Source organism: Paenibacillus sp. FSL R7-0048 (assembly GCF_038004505.1).
Classification (GTDB): domain Bacteria; phylum Bacillota; class Bacilli; order Paenibacillales; family Paenibacillaceae; genus Paenibacillus_AQ; species Paenibacillus_AQ odorifer.
Genome location: NZ_JBBORF010000001.1, coordinates 4,772,022 through 4,795,443, shown reverse-complemented (window position 1 = coordinate 4,795,443; position 23,422 = coordinate 4,772,022). Strand labels below are relative to the sequence as shown.

The window sequence follows — 23,422 nt, the reverse complement described above, 5'->3', positions numbered from 1 at the left end:
AACTTCTGTTATGCTGATTAAGAGTCTCAATTGAAAGGGAATAGAATTATAATGAAATTTGCCGTGCTTGATTTTGAAACAACAGGAACCCAATCCGTGGGTGAAATTATCCAGGTTGGCCTTGCAATTATAGAAGAAGACCGGTCCATCTCCCGGGTATATGGTTCCTATGTCAAGCCCGGAACGCCGATTCCTCCTTTTATAACAGGTCTGACGGGGATTACCGATGATGATGTGAAGGATGCGCCTGAGCTGGATGAGATGATGATGGAGCTTGTTCCGCTCTTGGATGATGTTGTGCTCGTAGGGCATAATGTCGCTTTTGACTTCCATTTTTTACAAAATGCTTTAGATCGTTGTGGTTATTTGCCATTTCAAGGGCGGATTTTGGATACGATTGATTTTCTGAAAATTTGCTTTCCTTCGCTCACATCTTATCAACTTGGCTCTGTCAGTGCTCATTTTGGAGTGACACATGATCGTCCGCATCAGGCAGATAGTGATGCACTTGCGACTGCTTTAGTGCTGTTGAAATGTCTGGAGGAGCTCTACGAGCTGCCGCTGCTTACGATCCAGAGACTCTGTGAGCTGTTTACCGAAGAGGATAGTGATCTGGGCTGGTACTTTGATGGTCTGCTGCGAGAGCGGGAAGCGGAGACGCTACAGCCCGAAGGTGATCTGACTTTCTATCGTCAATTAGCGCTTGCAGTAGGAGATTGGACGGAGTTAGCGCCACCTAGAGATGAGCATGCTGAGAATCCGCTAGCGAATTTATCTTTTACTGATTATATGGACGAAGTAACCAAACGACTTAAAGACACATTACCGCAGTATGAAAGCCGGGAAGCTCAGGATATTATGATCAATGAGGTGATGACGGCACTTGCCGAAGACAAACACCTACTGATCGAAGCGGGCACAGGAACCGGTAAATCGCTCGGTTATTTGTTGCCTGCCATTTATCAAAGCGTTCGCACCAATGAAAAAGTCATGGTCAGCACTCATACCATTAATCTGCAGGACCAATTGCGCGAGCGGGATATCCCTTTGTTAACGCAGGTAGTTCCTTTTCCGTTTAAAGCTGCTATTTTTAAGGGAAGAGGGCATTATTTGTGTCTGCGTAAGTTTGAGCATAAAATTAATAAAAAGGACTTTATAAGCCCAAGGGAAGATGCGCTTACTGCCGCTCAGATGATTGTATGGCTCACTCAAAGTGAATCAGGGGATGATGAAGAGCTGAATTTAAGCGGCCGGGGCGGTGACTTCTGGGAGACGGTGGCAAGCGATACCGATTCCTGTCTGGGCCGTTCTTGTCCTTGGTTCCGCAAATGTTATTATCATAGGGCCAAGCATGAAGCTGGGATTGCTGACGTGGTTATTACGAACCACTCCAAGCTATTCGCAGATGTTAAGGCTGGGCACCAGCTGCTTCCGGCTTACGAGCATCTTGTCATTGATGAAGCACATCATTTAGAAGATGTGGCTGGTAAACATCTTGGCATGCATATGAAGCATTTCACTGTGGCACACACATTATCGCGGCTGTATAAAGATAGCCGAAACGGACAGCTTCCTGCTCTGCGTCAGATATTACAGTCGTCAGGCAGTGAAGAGGCTTCAGAATGGAGCGGAGTCATCGATCGGATCTACCCGGATCTGCTTACCGTCAAAGAAACCTGGGATGCACTCAGCGACAAGCTGTTCAGCCTTTTGCCGGAACGCAGTGATGCAGGGGCAGGGGAAGCGGGACAACTGGTTATGCGGTTGATTCCCGCCCGTAAGCCGAAGGATTGGGATGAATTGGTTGCGCTAGAGAACACTATGAATCTGACGTTAAGCGACATCATCCGTAAGGGTGATAAAATGCTTAACGAGATGCGTGACCAGGAAAGCCAATCCTCAGCAGACAGCCTTGTTACTGATATTAGCGGTTTATTTAAAGATTTGGCTTCCATACGTGAGCAAGTAAGATTCTTTATGGGGCTGAATGACGATAATGTAGTATATTGGTTGGAGGCAAATGGAAATTACCGCAGCAAATCACTTCAGCTGTATGCCGTCCCTGTGGATGTTAGCAGCCAGCTTAAAGAGTTGTTCTTCGATAAGAAAAAAAGCATCGTGCTTACCTCGGCGACGCTATCTGTAGATAAATCTTTTCAATTTATGATTGATAATCTCGGACTTAACGAAGCAGTAGAAGAGGGACGTCTAATGACCTCACTCCTTCCATCTCCCTTTAAGTATCGCGAGCAGGCACTGCTAGTTATACCGCGTGATTTTCCTAGTGTGAAGGGGAGTGTGGGCGATGCTCGATTTGTCGATACACTCGTACAGTCATTATCGGAAGCTGCTAAAACAACACGTGGGCGGATGCTGGTTCTGTTTACTTCTTATAAAATGCTGCGTCAGGTATATGATCCGCTTAAAGAGGCTTTGGCCTCACAAGAGATTACGGTGCTTGGTCAAGGCGTGGAAGGTGGCAGCCGGAGCAAGCTGATCCGCCGCTTTCAGGACAGTGCAGCATCCGTATTGCTGGGGACGAGCAGCTTCTGGGAAGGTGTAGATATTCCAGGTGAAGCACTGACTTGCCTGGCCATCGTGAGACTTCCGTTTCAACCACCGAATCACCCGTTGGCGGAAGCGAAGTCGGAGTTATTGCAGGCCCAGAAGAAGAATCCGTTCATGAAATTATCTGTTCCTCAAGCGGTTATTCGTTTTAAGCAGGGATTCGGAAGACTGGTTCGCACGGCGCAGGATCGCGGAATAGTTATTGTTTATGATACAAGGGTTATTGAATCTCATTACGGGAAGTATTTCCTTTATTCATTGCCTGGTCCCAAAATGGAGCATATGCTTACTGATCAAATGGTCCCTCGCATAGCGGAATGGCTAGAGGATGGCGGCGCTTCTTAAAACGCTCGTCTTCAGTTTAGCTCCTCCTTATCCTTAAGGGCGGTGTGTTACAGTACCGTCCTTAATAAGGAGAGGTAGACGTTTAAATATGGATTTTCACAAGAACATTACTATTTTTAGGAGGAAAAATATGAAATCGGATAAAATATCAGAAGCCGTTGTTCGCAGACTGCCTGTGTACTTGCGTTTTTTGAATGATCTCCAGAATCGCGAAATATTAACAGTTTCCTCTCAGGAACTTGGACAAAAGCTTGATCTTAATCCCGCACAGATTCGTAAGGATTTAGCATATTTTGGTGACTTCGGCAGAAAAGGTATCGGCTATGATGTAACGTATCTTATTGAGAAAATCCGTCATATCCTGAAGCTGGATCAACAGCTTAATGTAGCTTTAGTTGGAGCAGGTAATCTCGGACATGCCTTGTCTAATTACAATGCATATCTTAAAGATACTATGAAAATCACGGCTATATTTGATTCGTACGCTCCTAAGGTTGGACGTAAGATCAACTCCCTTACTGTGCAACCGATGGATGAACTAGGCAGCACGATTCGTGAGCAAGGTATTCGCATTGCCATTATTACCGTACCTGATTCAGAAGCTCAAAATGTAGCAGATATTCTCATTTCTTCTGGGATTGAAGCGATTTTGAACTTTGCCCCTGTGATTCTGAAGACACCACCGAATATCCGGGTGCATGCAGCTGATTTTACAACTGATCTGCAAAGTCTTGCTTATTACTTGCGGGATGGAAAGGAAGAAAGCGAACATGAACAACAATAAAACGATAATTAAGGGCGGGTATTTTCTGACTCCGGGAACGGATGAGCCGGTTCTGAGTGGATATATGACTATTGAAGATGATTTAATCACTTACATAGGAAAAGAAGAGCCTCAGATGGAAGCTGGAGTGCAAGTGGTTGATGGCAGCCGTCTGCTGTTCATGCCTGGACTTGTAAACACACATGGTCATGCGGCGATGTCTTTGCTGCGTGGATATGGAGATGATTTAGCGCTACAAGTGTGGCTTCAGGAGAAGATGTGGCCAATGGAGGAAAAGTTCACCGGTGATGATGTATACTGGGGAACCTCCTTATCTGTATTGGAAATGCTGAAGGGTGGAACTACGACCTTCCTCGATATGTATGATCATATGGACCGAGTAGCCGAGGTAGCTGAGTTATCAGGTATCCGTTCCGTATTGATGCGTGGTGTGATCGGGTTATGTCCAGAGGATGTACAGAATCACAAGCTTGCGGAAGCAATTTCTTTTGCCCGTAACTGGCATGGAAAGGCTGAAGGTAGAATTACTACTATGATCTCGCCGCACGCCCCTTATACTTGCCCTCCGGACTTCCTGGTTAAGTTCGTGCAGGCAGCGCATGATCTGGATTTACCGATGCATACGCATATGTCCGAAACGAAACGTGAAGTGGAACAAAATGTGGCGGATTACGGGTTGCGTCCTGTAGCTCACTTAGAGAAGCTTGGCATGTTCACACGTCCCTCGATAGTTGCACATGGTGTTCATTTAAATGATGAAGAGATTGAGATCTTGGCTCGCCATAATGTGGGTGTATCTCATAATCCGGGCAGTAATTTGAAGCTGGCTAGCGGAGTGGCTCGGGTTACTGATCTTCTAAAAGCTGGTGTGAAGGTGTCTCTTGGCACGGATGGCGCGGCAAGCAACAATAACTTGGATATGTTTGAAGAGATGCGGCTTGCAGCTCTCATTCATAAGGGTGTCAGCGGTGATCCAACGGCTGTTCCAGCTCCAGAGGCTCTGCGTATGGCTACAGAATATGGCGCGCAGTCCATCTTTTTAAATAATGTAGGCAGACTTGCTGTAGGGATGAAAGCAGATTTCATTGCTATTGATATCGATCAGCCGCATTTGCTGCCACACACAGATCTGTTGTCTCATGCAGTTTACTCTGCTAGCGCTAAGGATGTTGAGCATGTGTGGGTGAATGGTAAACAGGTCATCAAGCATGGACAATGCTTAACCCTGGATGAGGAAGCTATCCGGCGTAAAGCGCAAGAAGCCTTCGAAGGTTTATTGAAGCGTTAAGTCTGGAGAATAACGAATAAATAATAGGCTGCGACTTTTTGCTTTTAGCAAAAGTTGCGGCCTTTTGTGTATTTTTAAGGCTGGGAAAGCTAGAAAATTATGAAATTTTGGATAAACGCGCGGGTGTGTTATATAATCAAAAAAGATATATTACTAGAAAGGGAGCTGTACCTTGAAGAAAAGGAAAAAATGGATCCTCCTGGGGTCAGTTCTGATTCTGCTCCTGGGGTTTGGACTTATCCAGTTCTATGCCTATATTATGAAAGATCAATGGAACGAGCGTGATATCGCTAAGGATGTTGCCAAAACCAGAGCGGGTCTAACAGAGGTAACTAAAGCACAAAAATCGGTTTGGGATGAAAATGCAGTGTACTGGGTTTTAACAGGAAAAAATGAAGCCGGGACTGCTCTTATGGTCTGGGTCCGCTTTACGGTAGATGGAAAATTTGCTGAAGGCGACGACGCAGTGTTTGCTGAGGAACTAAGTAAAGGAACCTCGGAAGCCCAAATACGCGGCATTATCAAAGCTGATCTTCCGGACATAACGATTGAACGCTTGCTGCCGGGAGTATATAACGGAGAGTATGCTTGGCAGCTTTTTTATAAACAGAGCGGTCGGTATTATTATCAATTTTATCGCTTTTCGGATGGGTCCCGAATGGGCGAAGGTTACAGTTTACCTAAAAGTTAAGCTGAACATAAGGGAATTAAGGGTGGCATAGTAAACAAGCGAACTTATTATAAGTTCGCTTGTTTACATTTATTTGATGTACAAAAGTGATATACTAAGTGATATACTGAATGGGTGGTTATCACCGAATATTCTCTTATATTCACATACGAAAATAGGCCGATTGATTAAAAATCAAGGCCGGTTTTGTCGAAAGTGAGGAATTTATTTGGTATTGATGGAAATATTTAAAAAATTAAATTTTAAATATATTCACATTTATTTTGAAATTAGTATATACACCTGTGATATACTACTACTTGTAATTAGAACAGCAATAAGAGACTTCAGTCTCTCTGATGAGCTCTCAAGTAGCTATAAATTATTATAATGAGCTTTATATTTTGTCATCTTTGAGAGGAGGACGTTTCTTGAAATTACGTCTTGTACCTGTGCTGATAACGTCTCTACTGTCGGCTACTCTATTGTTTGGTGGCTTCTTTTTGTATCGTCAGTTTGCAATGCAGGAACCACTTCAGAAGATTGTATCTCAATATGAGGGCGTCAATAATTCTCATATCAGTATTAACCGCAATGAGGTCACTTTGAAACTTGATCTCCAGCCAGGCACGAAATTACGTGAACTGGTTCAGTACGTCTCCCAAGAAGGAAAATCGATGATTGATGGACGTACACTAAAACTTGATGTAGAACAGAACTCCAGTGAACTGCTGGATGAATACTGGGATAAAGCGATGTTCTCTGTAGCCGAAGCCATGGAGAGCCGTAAATATACACTTATACCCACAGAACTTGATGGACTCAAAGCGCAATATCCGCAATATAAAAATGTGATAGCCTCAACAGAAATTGATGACAATAATGTCTATGTAAGCTTGAGTAATGGAAAAGAAAGCAAATTTATTATTTTGCCGCGTAAACCTGCGACATTGGGGGTATGGAATAATGCCTAAATACCTTAAAGAAATTCTAATCGGATTTATTCCTGTCTTGTTTATTTTTATGGCTTTTCTAGGCATTAATATATTCCCGATTGTAATTGCTGCTGGGATGCTCACGGCCTTACTTATCATTGCTCATTTAAGAGGCGGACTTGCGGTAAATGCAGGTGCCGGGAAGAAACGCAAGAAGGATGGACCTTCAAAGCTTACTTTTGAAGAAATTGGCGGGCAAGACAATGCAAAACAGGAGCTTCGTGAAGCGTTGGATTTTTTGATCCGGCATGAGGAAATCAGCAAATTCGGGATTCGGCCTTTGAAAGGGATTCTGCTTACAGGCCCTCCAGGAACAGGTAAGACCCTTATGGCTAGAGCAGCAGCACATTATACGAACTCTGTATTTGTGGCAGCATCAGGCAGTGAGTTTGTAGAAATGTACGTAGGTGTCGGTGCCGGCCGTATCCGCGATTTGTTTAAGGATGCCCGTACCCGCGCCCTTAAGGAAAACAAGCAAAGCGCTATTATTTTCATAGATGAAATTGACGTAATTGGCGGAAAGCGTGAAGGCGGACAGCAGCGAGAATATGATCAGACCTTGAATCAGCTGTTGACTGAGATGGACGGGATCTATAACAACGAAACACCACGCATTCTACTGGTAGCAGCCACTAACCGTAAAGAAATGCTTGATTCAGCATTGCTGCGTCCTGGCCGGTTTGACCGTCATATTCAAGTGGACATGCCTGATAAAAAAGGCCGCAGATCGATTCTCGAATTACATGCCAAAAATAAGCCGCTTCATGCCAATGTGAACCTCGATAAAATTTCCGAAGAAGCCTATGGTTTCTCCGGTGCTCAGCTCGAAAGTGTTATGAATGAGGCAGCAATTTATATGATGCGTGAGGAATTGACAGAGGTTGAGCAGCGGCATCTGTCGATGGCGATTGACAAGGTTATGATGGGGGAAAAAACGGACAGAGAAACAAACCACGAAGAGAAAAAGCGGGTGGCAATCCATGAATTGGGACATGCCATTATGGCTGAGCTGCTCCGTCCGGGAAGTGTCAGTCAGGTTACGCTGACTCCGCGGGGGCAAGCCCTTGGTTATGTACGTCACAATCCTCAACAAGAGCAGTATCTGTACACTAAAGATTATCTAGAAGATCAGATTATGATCGCACTTGGTGGAGCGGCTGCAGAAGAAATGTATTATGGCGGACGAAGCACAGGTTCGCGTGGCGATTTTGATCAGGCCCTGAATATTGTCGAAACCATGATGAAATCCGGATTGACTTCGTTGGGTATCGCCAAGCTGGAAATGGTTACCACTGAAGAGCTTATGAAGGAAAACAGTAAAATATTGGATGAATTGATGGTACGTACTCACGACCACCTTGAAAAGCAACGAAATGTATTTGATTTCTCCCTTGACATTTTAATGAAGGAAGAAGTGCTCTCTGGAGAGCAATTTCGATGTCAATTTCGTGACAGCGTGCGTTTACCAGCATAAATATTTATGCTGGTTATTTTTTTTTACTTTTCAGGCATGCTAAGATATCATTATATGTCGGGCTTTATAAATTTTTGCGACAGACAAGGTACAATACAAAAGTATAGATACCTGAAAGGATGGAGACTTTTTTATGAATTTCAAGAAAATTGGTGTCATCGGCGGTGGCACAATGGGACAAGGGATTGCCGAAATGCTGGCAGCCAAGGGCCTGGATGTATTGCTGGTGGAGAAAACCCCTGAGAAACTGGACTACTCCTACGAAATGATCGAGACAAGTCTAGATAAGCAACTGGAGAAATGGGCGATCACTCAAGCTGAGAAGAAGCTGATTCTTAGCCGTATTCAAAAAGTGACACATTTCGCAGAGCTGAGCTCTTGTGACATGGTTATCGAAACAATCGTTGAGGATTTAGAAGAAAAGAAAAAAATATTGAATCAACTGGATCAAGTATGTCCAAACCACATTATTCTTGCCAGCAATACGTCAACACTTAGCTTGACTGAACTTGCAAGTTCTACAATGTATCCGGAACGCGTGATCGGAATGCATTTCATATACCCTGTAGCTAAAGTGGATCTTGTTGAAATTGTACGCGGTCTGAAAACTTCAGATGCTACTTTTGAAGATACAAAATCCTTTGTTGATGAAATTGTTGAGAAAAAAGGTGTAATGATCTATGAATCCCCAGGATTTGTAACATCACGCCTCATTTGCTTGTTTATCAACGAAGCTATGCATGTATTGCAAGAGGGCGTTGCCTCCGCACAGGATATTGACGATGCTATGCGTATTGGTTATCAATTCCAATATGGACCGCTTGAAATGGCTGACAGATTTGGTCTGGATTCGGTTCTTGCTGCACTCGAAAATATGTTCCGTGAATATGGTGAGCTGAAATATCGTCCTTCCACGATCCTTAAGAAGATGGTGCGTGCAGGACAATTAGGTATGAAATCAGGCGAAGGCTTCTTCCAGTACGACAAGGATGGTGACCGTATATGAATATTCTAGTAATTAACTCCGGTAGTTCTTCTTTAAAATATCAATTGTACAATATGGCTGATGAATCCGTTTTGGCTAAAGGTTTGGTGGAACGTATCGGGATGGATTCCTCCATTCTGAACCATAAACCTACTGGTAAAGCTGAAGTAACAGAAGTAAGTGAAATTTTGGAGCATAACACAGCGATTCGTAAAGTTCTAGCTTGCCTAACGGATAAAGAGCATGGCGTTATTGAATCCATTAAAGAAATCAATGCTGTGGGTCACCGTGTAGTACATGGTGGTGAATTCTTCAAAGCTTCCGCACTTGTGGACGCTGATGCCAAGACTAAAATTCGTCAATTGTTTGACCTTGCACCCCTGCATAACCCAGCAGCAATGATGGGGATTACGGCTTCTGAAGTAAATATGCCGGGTGTACCGCAGGTTGTTGTATTCGATACTGCATTCCATCAAACAATGCCTGAAAAAGCTTATATGTACGCGATTCCTAGAGTACTGTACAATAAATATAAAGTTCGTCGTTATGGCGCACACGGTACATCACACGACTTCGTAAGCAAAGCTGCTGCGGAGTACTTGGAGCGTCCGTTGGAAGATCTGAAGATCATTACTTGTCATATCGGTAACGGAGGTAGTGTAACTGCAGTTCAAGATGGAGTGTCTGTGGATACTTCCATGGGTATGACTCCTCTGGAAGGTTTGATGATGGGGACTCGCAGTGGTGATCTTGATCCAGCAATTGTACCTTACGTGATGAACAAGGAAGAATTGTCCGTAGGCGAAGTTAACTCCATGTTAAACAAACATAGTGGACTCCTAGCAATTTCGGGCGTAAGCAGTGATATGCGTGATATTATTGAGGGTATGGAAAAAGGTGAGCCTAATTCCACGCTAGCTTTTGAAATGTATGAGTACCGCTTGCGCAAGTATATCGGTTCTTATGCGGCTGCTATGAACGGTGTAGATGCTATCGTATTCACTGCTGGTGTTGGTGAAAATGCTTCATTGCTACGTGAGAAACTGCTAAATAACCTTACGTTCCTGGGTATTGAGTTGGATGTTGAAGCTAATAAAGTTCGCTCCGGCGACCCGCGTCGTATCTCTACGGTAGATTCCAAAGTGCAGGTGCTTGTAGTTCCGACTAACGAAGAGCTTGTCATCGCACGTGATACAAACCGTATTGTGCAAGGAATTAACGGCTAAATTAGAGGAGAGATTGAAGGCATGGCTAACAAGAGTGTAATCAAGAACGTGAATGAACATGTTGGAGAAAGTGTTGTTATCGGTTGTTGGGTAAACAACAAGCGCTCCAGTGGTAAAATTCAGTTCCTGCAGCTTCGCGATGGTACAGGTTATATTCAGGGAGTTGTAGTGAAATCAGAAGTGCCTGAAGAGGTATGGGATGCAGCTAAGAGCCTCACACAGGAAAGCTCATTGTATGTGACCGGTATTATTCGTGAGGAGCCTCGCAGTCAATCCGGTTTTGAAATGACTGTTACCGGAATTGAAGTTCTGCACCTTACAGAGAATTATCCAATTACTCCGAAAGAGCATGGCGTTGATTTCTTGATGGATCACCGTCACCTCTGGCTCCGTGCCTCGAAGCAGCGGGCTGTTCTGGTTATTCGTGCGGAGATTTTCCGGGCAATCCAACAGTTCTTCAACGAGAGCGGATTTACAAAGGTGGATCCTCCGATTCTGACGCCAACGTCAGCAGAGGGAACTACTAACTTGTTCCACACGAAATACTTCGATGAGGATGCTTACCTGACCCAAAGCGGACAGTTATACATGGAAGCTGCAGCTATGGCACTGGGCCGTGTATATTCCTTTGGACCCACCTTCCGTGCGGAGAAATCTAAGACTCGTCGCCACTTGATCGAGTTCTGGATGATCGAGCCTGAAATGGCCTTCACAGATCATGAAGAAAGCTTGAAGGTTCAGGAAGAGTTTATTAGCTTCGTAGTACAATCCGTATTGAAGAATTGCCGTGCGGAGTTGGAAGCGGTAGGCCGCGATATTTCCAAGTTGGAGAATATCAAAGCACCATTCCCACGCATTACTTATGACGATGCGATCAAGTTCTTGAATGATAAAGGCTTTGAAGATATTGCTTGGGGTGATGATTTTGGTGCACCTCATGAAACAGCAATCGCTGAAGCATACGATAAACCTGTATTTATTACTCATTATCCTGCTTCATTCAAAGCGTTCTACATGAAGCCGGATCCAAATCGTCCTGAAGTCGTACTGTGTGCTGATATGATCGCTCCTGAAGGTTATGGAGAGATTATTGGGGGTTCACAGCGGATCGATGATCCTGCGCTGCTTGAAGAGCGTTATAAAGAGCACAATCTTTCGATGGATTCTTATAAATGGTACATGGATCTGCGTACTTACGGATCTGTACCTCACTCCGGTTTTGGACTTGGGCTTGAGCGTACTGTAGCTTGGATCTGTGGTCTTGACCATGTACGTGAGACTATTCCATTCCCACGTACACTGTACCGCCTCTACCCATAAGTTCTTAGGATTTGAACAAAGGGGGAAGCACATGGACGGCAAGACATGGAGTACCTGGAGCGAAGGCGTCTCCTTCGGTCTGGAGAACGGAATGGCCGTCATACCTTACGCTTTACTGAAGTATTACCGGAAGCTGAATTTAAGCGGAAGTGAAGCGATGCTGCTGATTCATCTGCTCTCCTTCAGGCAAGTGGAAGGGATTGAGTTCCCTTCTCTGGAGGAGCTTCAGGTCGTAACTGGTCGTAGCATTTCCGTTCTCGCCGGAGAATTGCAGAAGCTCATGAAGGAAGGTTTCATTAGCATCGATGGAGACAACGATGAGCTAAGAGATATCCATTATGAACGCTACAATTTCTCAGGGCTATATGGAAAGCTAGGTGCTTATCTTGCGACAGCTGTACAAGAAAATGAGCAAGATAAGGACAAAAGGGCATATGCAACATCAGCTCCCCGGGCTGCTGCGTCAGGTGGAGGATTCGGAACTCCCCCCACATCTCCTTCTTCACTTGGAGATAAAGAGGAGAGCCGGAATCTATTCAGTATTTTCGAGAAGGAATTCGGGCGCCCGCTGTCTCCAATGGAATGTGAGACGATTTCCAGCTGGGTGGATCAAGACCGATATCCTGAGGAGCTGATTCTGTTAGCACTCAAGGAATCAGTATTTGCGGGGAAGGTTCATTTTCGTTATATCGACCGGATATTGCTGGAATGGGCCCGTAACCGGGTCAAGAACGCTCAGGATGTTAAGACGTATACACAAAAATTCCGCAATGGTGGAAGATAGAACGTTTAGGAGAGAACCGTATTGCTTTAGCTATTGCTAGAGTCTGTACGGTTCTTTTTTTATTTTTTTAGATAAGTGCAGGGGTAGGCGAAGAACTCAGCGTCTATTGCTGTGGGAAGGAGGGGAGAGTCATTGAGGAAGAGCTATTAATCAAGCGGATTTGCCAAGGAGACGAAGATGCGTTTCGCCAGTTTGTAAATACATACAGTCAGCACATATACAAAATCACCTATTCTGTATTACGTGAAGTCAAAGGGGCTGAAGACGCTGCTCAGGAAGCTTTTCTTCAGATGTATAAATCTCTCCCTGACTACCGTTATCAAGGCTTAAAATCATGGATTACGCGGATCGCCTTAAATAAGGCTATTGATGCCAAACGTAAACGTGATCGGCTACGAGAGTTACCTGTTGACTATGAGCTTGTGCTGAGCCAGACACCTTCTAATGAGGAGGATGTACTAGCCACTGTTGTCCGTCGTGACCGGATGAATCGTCTGTCGGGTGAGATCAACAATTTACCGGAGGGTCATCGGGAAATTATGGTGGCTTATTATCTGGAAAATAAAAAATATGAGCAAATTGCTGCTGAAAATGAAATTACTCTGAAGACGGTGGAGTCCAGACTATATAGGGCGAGACAATGGATGCGAAAACATTGGAAGGAGGACGAATGGCTATGATGAAGAGTGGAGAAAACTTAATTCGCCGCGAGCAGGCAAAAGCTTATCTTGAAGGGCAAAAAGATAGTATAGAACGAGAAGAATGGGAACAAATGCTGCTCGAGGATGAAGACATATTTTTTTCATACATGGAGATGCTGGATGAGCTAAAGGAGGACCTGCCTTCATTGGAGAATTCGTCTGCTTTTACAGAGAGAGTTATGGGTGATTGGGTGGCTCCGGTGAGATCTTCAGTAGTCATAGAAGAAGTAGCGGGGCAAGAAGAAGGATCACGGCGTTATCGCTGGTATGAAAAAACAATCTTTCATTATGCCGTTGCTGCTTCGTTAACGCTGTTGATTATGTCTTCCGGGATGTTTGATAAGTTACTCACGGGTGAAATGGAGCTTATTGTCCCTAAGAAAGATAATTCGCCATCTTATAGCGAACAATTCATGCAAGCCACCAGCGGATGGTTGAGCCGGATTATGGACGGAAGACAGAAATGAGAGGAGAAATGAACAATGCAACAGCAGCGTAATAAAATTAAGGGTCTTTTTCTTAATATGATTCCTGGAGCAGGTCATTATTATATGGGAAGACGCCCACAAGGGATTGTTTATTTTTTGCTAAGCTTTGGTGTGTTATTTATGTCATTCTTAATCGCTATGGCTGAAGGGGATGAGGGAATTCTGGCATTGGGCGTGATCGGATTCTTACTTCTATGGATCTTTTCGATGATTCATCTGGTGATTAAATTACTGCAAATGCCCACTCCAATTGTAGCGCCTGATGGATCAATGCTGGATTTTAGTTCTACTATGCCCGTAAAGACGGAGGATAATGAACGTGTGCATGTCATCTTATTGTCTTTCATTCCTGGATTGGGTCATTTTCATATGGGGCTGATGCAGCGTGGACTATCCTTTCTGATTTCTTTTTTCGGATTCATGACCGTTATGTTATTCTTGGCTGGAATTACTTCGAGTGATGCATTTTTGCTGCTGTTTGGAGTATTGCCAGTAATTTGGCTGTATTGCATGTTTGATGCAGTTCAGTTGATCCATCGTAAACAAGCAGGAGAAATGCTTGTTGACCGCACATTATTCGAAGAGATGGAGGCTGGACGTGAGGAAGGACGACGCAGCAAAGTATTAGCGACATTACTATCCGCATTTCCTGGTGCTGGACAGATGTATCTGGGACTGCAAAAAAGAGGGCTCCAGCTCATGCTTCTTTTCTTAGGAAGTATTTATGTCATGGATCTATTGCGGTTAACATTGCTCTTTTTCCTTATCCCGGTCATTTGGTTCTATAGCTTATTCGATGGCTTACAGTTAGTTAGCCGATATGGACGTGAACCTTTGCAGGATAAGCCGGTTATCGAAGGTTTCTTAAATCATCAAGGCTGGCTCGGAGCAGTCCTGATGTGTCTCGGATTATACTTTATTGTTGTGAATGTCGCAGTTCCTGCCATTGATATCAGATTTCCAGAATGGCGGCTGGAATATCGCGTAAATGAATATTTTAAGACCATTGTCGTATCCGTGTTATTGATTGGTGGAGGGGTGAAGCTGATGACTGGAAGTAAGAATAATAAAGGTAGAAAAAGGGCGGGGGGTCAATCTTGAATAATCCAGTAGAAGTAGAGCCGGGAGTCATGGTAACTAGCGAGTTTCCAGTGAACGAAGGGAAATCTAGAAGTTGGCGTGTAGGTACGTTGTCGATGGGACTGAGCCTTTTATTTCTCGGGGCATTAATAATGGTCTCGCAGTGGAAAGGAGCGGATGTGTTCGAGACAACACTTGCTTGGTGGCCGCTCATTTTTATTTTACTTGGTTTAGAAATTGTAATTTACACCTTATGGTTCCGTGGTAAAGGGAAAATGTACTATGATGTGCTAAGTGTTCTGTTCGTCGGATTTCTGGCATTGTGCTGTTTAGTGTTCGCAGGAGTCAGCTCTTTAGGATTAACACAAGAACTTCGACATGTGATCTCATCTACGGAGGAGAATTATTCCTTGCCGGAATGGAAGGGGAATGTTCCACAGGGTGTAGGTACACTTATAATCCAGGCTGCCGAACCTTATGGAATTATGGTTGATCGAACGGCTGGGAATGAGTTGAATGTATTTGGGAGTTATTCCACGGCAGAAGGGCAACTCAAGCAAGAGCAAGAGAAGCGGCTGTTGCAAACTAAGCAAGTCGGAGACACATTTTACGTTATCTTAGGAGACATACCTAGACATCTAGTATTCGATAACTCCAGGAATGCGTTGAACGTGACCGTTGCGGCTCCTGTAAATCTAAAGGTAATCGTAAGAGATAATTATGGAAATGTTGTAACAAGGTAAAAAAAGATCGCTTCCCACCCGATGAGGGGATGGGCTGCGATCTTTTTTTGGTTAAGAACGAAGCTCTTTCTCTAGGGCAGCACCCATTTCACGTGAGCGCTCGGCACATCGGTTAACGGCAGCAATCACAGTTTCAAAGAATTCCCCTCGTTCAAGCACTTCTATAGCTGCTTGTGTTGAACCGTTAGGGGAAGTAACCTTCTTACGAAGTGCTGCGGGTTCTTCTCCCGTCTGTTGTACCATTCGGGCAGCTCCCAGCACAGTTTGAACAGTTAATTCGGTGCTTTGATCAAGTGGCAGCCCACCACGGATACCAGCGGCGATCATGGCTTCCATCATGTAATAGATATACGCAGGCCCGCTGCCTGAAATTCCGGTCAAGGTTTCCATACGTTCCTCATCAATGACTGTTGTAAGCCCGACAGCCTCAAAGATATTAAGAGCAAGGCGACGGCCTCTTTCGTCTACTTCTTTGGAGAAGGCTAGACCAGTGGCACCCAGACCGATGGAACTGGAGGTGTTAGGCATTGTGCGAACAATAGGCTGTGCTTTGCCAAGTAGACCTTGCATGGTTCGAATAGATAGACCTGCAATGACAGAAACTACAATCTGATCCGGAGAAAGAAGCGGGCCTAGTCCGCGTAAGGATTCTGCAGCATCTTTAGGTTTCATTGCCAGTACTATTACTGGTGCGTTACGTAGGTATTCTATTTTTTGTTCGGGATCATTTGTGCCTATTACACCATAACGGCTTTTTAATTCTGCCAGACGTTCACTGCTGCTGCGATTGAGCATGATGACATTATCGGACTTCACGATATTGCGGCTAATCATCCCGCGAACGATGGCTTCTGCCATGGAGCCTGCGCCATAAAAAACAATATTATGATTCATGAGTGGAACTGAAGGTTGCTGACACATGGCTAAAATCCTCCTAAAAGTTGTGTGATAGAATACTTAAACGTGTATACTAACCCCGAATTTGTCCCGTTCCGTAGATCTTATATTTGGTTGAAGTTAGTGCAGGCAGACCCATCGGGCCACGAGCGTGGAGTTTCTGGGTACTAATACCAATCTCTGCACCGAATCCAAATTCAAAGCCATCCGTGAAGCGGGTTGAGGCATTGTGATAAACAGCGGCAGCATCCACTTCTTGTAAAAAGCGTGTGGCGTTCTCCTGATCTTCTGTTACGATACATTCCGAATGTTTCGTGCCATACTGGGCGATATGCTGCATAGCTTCTTCCAAATCACTGACGATTCTAATATTAAGGATATAATCATTGTATTCTGTAGCGTAGTCTTCTACGGTTGCAGGTAATACCCATGGGACAAGAGAGATGGTTTGTTGACAGCCACGAAGTTCTACATGAACCTCACGGAATGCTTCGGCTAAGGATAACAGATATTTGCTCGCGTAATCCTGATGAACGAGTAGTGTTTCCATAGAGTTACATACCGAAGGGCGCTGAGCTTTGGCATTTAAACTAATGTCCTGTGCCATTTCTGGCAAGGCAGTTGCGTCGAGATAAGTATGGCAGATGCCTGCTCCAGTTTCAATTACGGGAACGGTTGCGTTAAGGACTACATTTTGAATAAGAGAGCTGCCTCCGCGCGGGATAATCACATCTAAAAGTCCGTTCAGCTTTAGCATTTCATCTACTGAAGAACGATTTGGGTCTTCAATCAGCTGAAGCGCGTTAGGCGGCATTGAGGTTTCAGCAAGAGCATTGTGCAGAACCTCGACAATTTTACGGTTGGAGGACAGGGCAGAGGAGCCCCCGCGCAGCACAACAGCGTTGCCGGTTTTGAGACATAGACCCGCAGCATCAACAGTAACATTGGGACGTGCTTCGTAGATGATGCCGATCACACCAATCGGAACACGCAGCTTCTGGATGTTGAGGCCGTTAGGACGTTCAATGCTTTCTAGCGTGTCACCGATAGGGTCCGGTAATACAGCGATTTGTTGCAAGCCTTCGGCAATGCTGTTAATCCGGTCAACATCTAATGCCAGCCGGTCGAGCATGGATTCCGGAGTTCCATTAAGTCTTCCTCGTTCCAAATCCTCCGCATTGGCGGTGATAATGGCGGGAGCTTCGCGGCGAAGTGCATCGGCCATGACCAGCAGTGCTTCATTCTTCTGGCCAGTTGTTAAGCTTGCTAGAACTCCTGTTGTCTCCTTGGCTAATTTACTCTTATTAATAACTTCACTCATGACGTTTCCTCCCTATATTTGAATTGAAAAAAATGCTTATCTCAGTGTAATCCATTCGTCACGGTGAATGACCTCAAGCCGGTGTACTTCTCCCAGCTTCGGTACAATTTCACGGCTTGGCAGACCTTGAATGCTGCGCAGCTGAGCATCATCGTAATTTACAATCCCACGTCCAAGCAATTTGGAGTCGGGTCCAAGGACTTCTACAACATCTCCTGCGTGAAAACTACCTTCTGTCTGTTTGACGCCTACAGGCAACAGGCTGTGTCCGCCATGTAGCAAAGCTTCTACAGCCCCTTCGTCCACGTATAGGGAGCCGAGAGGGGTAGACATAAAGCCTAGCCATTGTTTTTTGACGGGAAGAGAGGATAGCTTCGTTGCAAAATAAGTGCCCCTGCCTTCTCCCGTTGCAGCAAGCTGTAAATCACCAGGTTCGGTGGCTCTCCCGACAAAGACAGGAACACCACCCCGAGTAGCAATCTTGGCCGCATCGATTTTGGATCGCATACCGCCTGTTCCAACACTAGAGCCAGCTCCACCAGCAATAGCATATATCTCTGGTGTAATGTCATCTACGAACTGATAACGGACAGCATCCGGATGCTTGCGGGGATCTCCACTGTATAAACCATCCATGTCGGTTAAGACAAGCAGTCTAGAGGCTTTTAACAGGTTGGCTACTAGCGCAGAGAGGGTATCATTATCGCCAAATTTCAGTTCATCTACGGAGACAGTGTCATTCTCGTTAAATACGGGCACCGCTCCTTGGCGAAGTAGCTCTTCTACAGTCATCATAGCGTTATTCATGGCTCTGCGGCTGCAGAAATCGGTGCGAGTCAGCAATATTTGCGCGGTAGTAATTCCATGCTGGGCAAAAGCTTCCTGATAAGCCTGCATCAGCAGTACCTGACCCACAGCCGCAGCGGCCTGCTTCTCATGCAGCAGCTTCGGACGTGCTGGATAACCGATACTGCGGAAGCCGGCGGCTACCGCACCAGAGGTTACTAACAACACCTCACAGCCGTTTTTCTTCAACTCGGCAATCTCTGAGGCAAAAAAGGAGACTGCTTCACGATTCAAACCGCCCTCGGGTCCGGTCAGCGAGCTGCTGCCTATTTTGACCACGATTCGCGTCGTCATTTCTGTCCACATCCTCTTCGTTTATTAAGTCCTGAAAACAACAAAAAGCCCCCATCCTTAGACTTAGCAAAGGACGAAAGCTTATAAACTTCCGCGGTACCACCTTCATTGATGAGGGATCATCCGACTTCATTCTCATAACGGGAGGATCCGTCCTGTTAGACACAGGCCGCTCGGGGGTAGGATTCGGAACGAAAACCGCGGTAAATTCTTTCAGCCTGTCGGAATCTACTCTCTAGGCGCGGTTAGACTCATTCTTACTGGTCCCGTCTGCACGTTTCACTTATTTTCAATAGAATACCATGGAGCTGGTTGCATTGCAAAGGGAAAACGTAGGATATATTTCTTCATGCAGAAAGCTCTATATATTATGTTTAACGTCAAAGAGAAGGGGTAAAGAACTTATAATCTGTTACCAGGAGGTGGATTAAATTGACTAAAGACAACAATGCCGAGCAGGGACAGAATCAAGATTCAAACGAAGTAGCAGAGCTTAAGAATAGTGTGACTCGTGAATTTGTGGAAGAGCACACCGGGGCTCCAGTTGATAAGGGATTGGCTGATTCAAGTAAAGCACGTGTGTCGGATGATCAGAACCGCCTGATTACACAACGTAATTTGCGTAAATAATCTAGTACTGTTAAAAGAGGTTTACCTGAAAAAGTGCCCCGGCAACCACGCGAATGGTTACTGGGGCACTTTATTTGTATATATTCTATTCTTCCGTTAATTCAGACACGGTTGATTTGAATGTTTCTACAAAAGCCTTTGCGGCCTTGGATAAATATCGTCCGCGTCGATATGCTACAACTAGCGTACGACTAGGCACCGGATCAGCGAGCGGTAAGTAGACTGGAACAAATTCACTCCGCGGTGCACGAGCGATAAAACGAGGAACAAGAGTCACGCCCATACCTGTTGCCACTAGGGATTGAACGGTTTCCATATTATTGCTCTCGAAAACGATTCGTGGCTCGAATCCGGCTTTCCGGCACAGCTCCACAGTCATTTTGCGGAAGCCCTGACCTTCCTTAAGTACGATGAAAGGTTCGTCCTTAAGCTCTTCAAGTGAGGTCCGTGTTCCATCTAAGATTCGTTTAGCGAGCGGATGTTCAGGAGGGACGGCAAGATCAATTCTTTCCTCTCCAAGCTCTTCATAAGCTAGAGCAGGAATTTCGAGGGGTAAGGAGAGCAGGCTTAAATCGGTCTGACCACTTGCCGTGAGCTTCTCTAGGTTCATCGACGAGTCTTCTAGCAGCGTAATTTCTACCTCAGGATAATTTTGTTTGAAAACTGGAAGCACATGCGGCAGAAGATGTGCACCTGTAATCGGCATACTGCCCACAACTACACGTCCAGTGCGCAGTTCTGATATGTCGGACATCTCTTGTCGCAGCAGCTCCACTGCGTCAATGATAATCTGGGCTTGTTCAACGAATTTAGAACCTGCGTAGGTCAGCTCAACTGAGCTGGTATTACGCTGAAAAAGCATTACGCCGAGCTCTTTTTCCAGTTTGGAAAGCTGCTGGCTGAGCGAGGGCTGGGCAATATGCAGCTTGTCCGCTGCACGTGAGAAGTTTTTTTCGGCTGCGATTTGCAGCACATACTGCAGTTGTCTCAGTTCCATATATGGACTCCTTAGGGAAATGATTTACTTATAAGTATATCCTATTGGATTATAGTTTTGTATAGGCAACCCAAAGGAGCATTCACTTCTTCACTCCCCAGAATTTGCCGGGCCTGTTTTCAAGAATTATCCCTACTACACTGATCGAAGTATCCGATATCCTCTCGCGGTATATTTATTGCGCCGGATCTTGAGAGTATCTATGAGATAACTGTATTCTGTGCAGCTATTTCGTATGCAAAAGGGATATTTTTGGTTTTAAGTGTATTCTATACAACTAAAAACCAGAGTTCCCAGCTATAGGGTGATAATTCAAGAAAATAGCTGCACAAAATACAGTTATATTCATTAACGAATGATTCACAGGAATATAGCTGTACAAAATACAACTAAACGCTCCTACACATCAAGCTTGCGCATTGCTCCTACACATCAAGCTTGCGCATTGCTCCTACACATCCCGGTTGCGCATTGCTCCTACACATCCCGCTTGTGCATTGCACTTACACATCCCGCTTGAGCCTCGCTCCTACACATCCCGCTTGCGCCTCGCTCCTACACATCCCGCTTGCGCATTGCTCCTACACATCCCGGTTGCGCATTGCTCCTACACATCTCGCTTGTGCATTGCTCCTACACATCTCGCTTGCGCATCGCTCCTACATATTGTGCCTCAACATACTCTAACTCAGCTTATAGGTTCAGACTATCACTTTTATAGATATCATATCTTGGAATTATAAAGACAGGGGTGTTATATTTAGATCATTCAAGAGAGACTCCACGCTCTCTTCCAATGAACGATTCTATTAATGAGGTGAAATTATGAGCAACAAGACAATGTTTGAGAAGATTTGGGAGAATCACGTTATTCATCAAGAGGAAGGCAAACCTAGCATTATTTATATTGATCTGCATTTGGTTCATGAAGTTACTTCTCCGCAGGCTTTTGAAGGGCTTCGCCTCAGCAACCGGAAGGTTCGCCGTCCTGAGCTGACCTTCGCAACGATGGATCATAACGTACCAACTAAAGATCGTTTTAACATTAAAGATCCAATCTCCAAGCAGCAAATTGATACCCTTTCTAAAAACTGTGCTGATTTTGGTGTAAGACTGTTCGATCTGAATGATATTGATCAAGGCGTCGTACACGTAATGGGTCCTGAAATCGGGTTGACACATCCTGGTAAAACTATCGTTTGCGGCGACAGCCATACCTCCACGCATGGTGCATTCGGCGCGCTGGCATTCGGTATCGGAACTAGTGAAGTTGAACATGTAATGGCTACCCAATGTTTGCAGCAATCCAAAGCTAAGACTATGGAAGTACGCTTTACAGGCAAACGCAACCCTGGCGTAACAGCAAAAGATATGATCCTGGGTGTTATTGCTAAATACGGTACTGATTTTGCCACAGGTTATGTAATTGAGTATACAGGCGAAGCTATTCGTGAATTGTCGATGGAAGAACGTATGACTGTCTGCAATATGTCGATCGAAGGCGGAGCAAGAGCTGGCTTGATTGCCCCTGATGAAACTACTTTTAATTATCTGCGTGGACGTCAATACGTACCGCAAGGCGAAGCTTATGATGCTGCTGTAGAAGCATGGAAGAGTCTTGTAAGCGACGAGGGCGCCCAGTACGATACGGTTGTTGAATTTGATGTGGAAACATTGATTCCACAAGTGACCTGGGGGACTAGCCCGGGCATGGGAACTGACATCAACTCCAGCGTTCCGAATCCGGCGGACTTCACCACTGAAAATGAACGTAAAGCTGCTGAAAAAGCGCTTGAATATATGGATTTGACTCCTGGAACACCTATTTCTGAAATTCCGATCGATTATGTATTTATCGGTTCCTGCACTAACGGACGGATCGAAGATTTGAGAGCTGCAGCAGTGGTAGCTAAAGGTCATAAGGTGTCTGAAAAGGTTACTGCCATTGTTGTTCCAGGCTCGGGCCGTGTTAAGATGCAGGCTGAGAAAGAAGGACTTGATAAAGTCTTTACTGACGCTGGCTTTGAATGGCGTGAAGCGGGATGCAGCATGTGCTTGGCCATGAACCCGGATGTTCTGCAGCCTGGACAACGCTGTGCATCTACCTCGAACCGTAACTTTGAAGGACGCCAAGGACGCGGAGGACGTACACATCTTGTATCTCCAGCTATGGCAGCCGCAGCTGCGATCAAAGGTCGTTTCACTGATGTACGTGATTGGAATTATAAGACGGAAGCCGTCAGCTCATAGAACTAGAGAGAACACGGGAGGATAAAACTATGGATGCTTTTAAAAAATTAACAGGAATTGTTGCACCGGTTGACCGGGTAAATGTAGATACGGATGCGATTATTCCAAAACAGTTTTTGAAACGGATTGAACGGACGGGATTTGGACAGTTTTTGTTCTATGAATGGCGTTTTGATGAAGAAGGTAATGATAATCCAGCCTTCGAAATGAATAAACCACGTTATCAAGGGGCTTCTGTTCTGATCTCACGCGCTAACTTTGGCTGTGGATCCTCTCGGGAGCATGCACCATGGGCGATTATGGATTACGGGTTCAGAGTTGTAATTGCACCTTCTTATGCGGATATCTTCTACAATAACTGCTTTAAGAACGGCATTCTGCCGATTAAGCTTTCGGAAGAGCAAGTGGATGAATTGTTCAAACGGACAGCTGAGCATGAGGACTACAAGCTGACAGTTGATCTTGAGAATAATGCTTTACAAGATGAATTCGGACTGAGCATCAGCTTTGATCTGGATGAGCACCGTCGTCAATTCCTGCTGCAAGGCTTGGATGATATCGGTTTGACCCTTCAACATGCAGATGAAATTGCTGCTTATGAAGAGCGTCATGCTGCAAAGCTATTCTCTTAAAAAGAGGATATAACTGGTCTGATTCTTAAACTTTACAAAAAATACGCAAAACTTCTATTTCCAGGTGTCGGAAATAGAAGTTTTTTTGCTATAATCGATATATT

At 45.0% G+C, this 23,422-nt stretch carries 21 protein-coding genes; 17 read left to right on the top strand and 4 right to left on the bottom strand.

What is annotated here, in order from left to right; genetic code table 11:
• Positions 1–51: 51 nt before the first annotated feature.
• The 14 genes from dinG (at position 52) to NSQ91_RS21315 (ending at position 15,451) form a co-directional block, all read left to right on the top strand.
• The gene (dinG, locus tag NSQ91_RS21380) at positions 52–2,913 is read left to right on the top strand and encodes an ATP-dependent DNA helicase DinG (protein WP_076304040.1); all 2,862 of its coding nucleotides are present in this window, start codon (positions 52–54) and stop codon (positions 2,911–2,913) included.
• 130 nt (positions 2,914–3,043) lie between these two features.
• A complete protein-coding gene (locus tag NSQ91_RS21375; protein WP_036676294.1) occupies positions 3,044–3,697 on the top strand; it encodes a redox-sensing transcriptional repressor Rex in 654 nt (217 codons plus the stop codon).
• Positions 3,684–4,985 (top strand): amidohydrolase, encoded by a 1,302-nt coding sequence (locus tag NSQ91_RS21370; RefSeq protein ID WP_076183988.1) that lies wholly within the window; start codon positions 3,684–3,686, stop codon positions 4,983–4,985. The genes NSQ91_RS21375 and NSQ91_RS21370 overlap by 14 nt, the downstream gene beginning before the upstream one ends.
• Positions 4,986–5,157: 172 nt before the next feature.
• Positions 5,158–5,676: a cell wall elongation regulator TseB-like domain-containing protein gene (locus tag NSQ91_RS21365; RefSeq protein WP_036676299.1), complete on the top strand. Its 519-nt coding sequence runs from the start codon at positions 5,158–5,160 to the stop codon at positions 5,674–5,676.
• A 410-nt stretch (positions 5,677–6,086) separates the two neighbouring features.
• Positions 6,087–6,629, top strand: coding sequence for a hypothetical protein (locus NSQ91_RS21360; protein ID WP_076127549.1), 543 nt, complete (start codon positions 6,087–6,089; stop codon positions 6,627–6,629).
• Positions 6,622–8,124 carry an AAA family ATPase gene (locus NSQ91_RS21355; protein ID WP_076304041.1) on the top strand — a complete coding sequence of 501 codons (1,503 nt, stop codon included), beginning with the start codon at positions 6,622–6,624 and terminating at the stop codon, positions 8,122–8,124. The genes NSQ91_RS21360 and NSQ91_RS21355 overlap by 8 nt, the downstream gene beginning before the upstream one ends.
• Before the next feature lie 133 nt (positions 8,125–8,257).
• Entirely contained in the window at positions 8,258–9,130 is an 873-nt protein-coding gene (locus NSQ91_RS21350) for a 3-hydroxyacyl-CoA dehydrogenase family protein (protein WP_036676304.1), read from the top strand.
• Positions 9,127–10,335 carry an acetate/propionate family kinase gene (locus NSQ91_RS21345; RefSeq protein WP_036676305.1) on the top strand — a complete coding sequence of 403 codons (1,209 nt, stop codon included), beginning with the start codon at positions 9,127–9,129 and terminating at the stop codon, positions 10,333–10,335. The genes NSQ91_RS21350 and NSQ91_RS21345 overlap by 4 nt, the downstream gene beginning before the upstream one ends.
• A 21-nt stretch (positions 10,336–10,356) precedes the next feature.
• A complete protein-coding gene (gene asnS / locus NSQ91_RS21340; RefSeq protein WP_340919743.1) occupies positions 10,357–11,655 on the top strand; it encodes an asparagine--tRNA ligase in 1,299 nt (432 codons plus the stop codon).
• A gap of 31 nt (positions 11,656–11,686) precedes the next feature.
• Positions 11,687–12,439 carry a DnaD domain-containing protein gene (locus NSQ91_RS21335; protein ID WP_076127552.1) on the top strand — a complete coding sequence of 251 codons (753 nt, stop codon included), beginning with the start codon at positions 11,687–11,689 and terminating at the stop codon, positions 12,437–12,439.
• Between the two features lie 71 nt (positions 12,440–12,510).
• The gene (locus tag NSQ91_RS21330; protein WP_176462568.1) at positions 12,511–13,119 is read left to right on the top strand and encodes an RNA polymerase sigma factor; all 609 of its coding nucleotides are present in this window, start codon (positions 12,511–12,513) and stop codon (positions 13,117–13,119) included.
• On the top strand, positions 13,110–13,607 hold the full coding sequence (locus NSQ91_RS21325) for a hypothetical protein (protein ID WP_143763862.1): 498 nt from the start codon (positions 13,110–13,112) through the stop codon (positions 13,605–13,607). The genes NSQ91_RS21330 and NSQ91_RS21325 overlap by 10 nt, the downstream gene beginning before the upstream one ends.
• Before the next feature lie 15 nt (positions 13,608–13,622).
• Positions 13,623–14,729: a hypothetical protein gene (locus tag NSQ91_RS21320; RefSeq protein ID WP_076304042.1), complete on the top strand. Its 1,107-nt coding sequence runs from the start codon at positions 13,623–13,625 to the stop codon at positions 14,727–14,729.
• A complete protein-coding gene (locus tag NSQ91_RS21315; protein WP_081391819.1) occupies positions 14,726–15,451 on the top strand; it encodes a hypothetical protein in 726 nt (241 codons plus the stop codon). The genes NSQ91_RS21320 and NSQ91_RS21315 overlap by 4 nt, the downstream gene beginning before the upstream one ends.
• A 51-nt stretch (positions 15,452–15,502) precedes the next feature.
• On the opposite strand, the gene proC is transcribed toward NSQ91_RS21315, so the two are convergent.
• Genes proC through proB form a run of 3 tightly spaced genes read right to left on the bottom strand, consistent with a single transcriptional unit; the run spans position 15,503 to position 18,809 of the window.
• Positions 15,503–16,372, bottom strand: a complete 870-nt coding sequence (gene proC, locus NSQ91_RS21310) for a pyrroline-5-carboxylate reductase (RefSeq protein ID WP_076134661.1) — start codon at positions 16,370–16,372, stop codon at positions 15,503–15,505.
• A 49-nt stretch (positions 16,373–16,421) separates the two neighbouring features.
• Positions 16,422–17,669, bottom strand: coding sequence for a glutamate-5-semialdehyde dehydrogenase (locus tag NSQ91_RS21305; RefSeq protein ID WP_076183974.1), 1,248 nt, complete (start codon positions 17,667–17,669; stop codon positions 16,422–16,424).
• A 36-nt stretch (positions 17,670–17,705) separates the two neighbouring features.
• A complete protein-coding gene (gene proB, locus NSQ91_RS21300; protein WP_076101454.1) occupies positions 17,706–18,809 on the bottom strand; it encodes a glutamate 5-kinase in 1,104 nt (367 codons plus the stop codon).
• A 432-nt stretch (positions 18,810–19,241) separates the two neighbouring features.
• Between proB and NSQ91_RS21295 the strand changes: the two genes are divergently transcribed.
• Positions 19,242–19,439, top strand: coding sequence for a hypothetical protein (locus NSQ91_RS21295; RefSeq protein WP_076183972.1), 198 nt, complete (start codon positions 19,242–19,244; stop codon positions 19,437–19,439).
• 85 nt (positions 19,440–19,524) lie between these two features.
• Here NSQ91_RS21295 and NSQ91_RS21290 read toward each other — a convergent pair whose 3' ends face one another.
• Complete coding sequence (locus NSQ91_RS21290) at positions 19,525–20,436, bottom strand: LysR family transcriptional regulator (RefSeq protein ID WP_076101451.1); 912 nt, start codon at positions 20,434–20,436, stop codon at positions 19,525–19,527.
• 825 nt (positions 20,437–21,261) lie between these two features.
• Between NSQ91_RS21290 and leuC the strand changes: the two genes are divergently transcribed.
• On the top strand, positions 21,262–22,686 hold the full coding sequence (gene leuC / locus NSQ91_RS21285) for a 3-isopropylmalate dehydratase large subunit (RefSeq protein WP_076127568.1): 1,425 nt from the start codon (positions 21,262–21,264) through the stop codon (positions 22,684–22,686).
• Positions 22,687–22,715: 29 nt separating this feature from the next.
• On the top strand, positions 22,716–23,318 hold the full coding sequence (leuD, locus tag NSQ91_RS21280) for a 3-isopropylmalate dehydratase small subunit (RefSeq protein ID WP_076127570.1): 603 nt from the start codon (positions 22,716–22,718) through the stop codon (positions 23,316–23,318).
• Positions 23,319–23,422 lie beyond the last annotated feature (104 nt).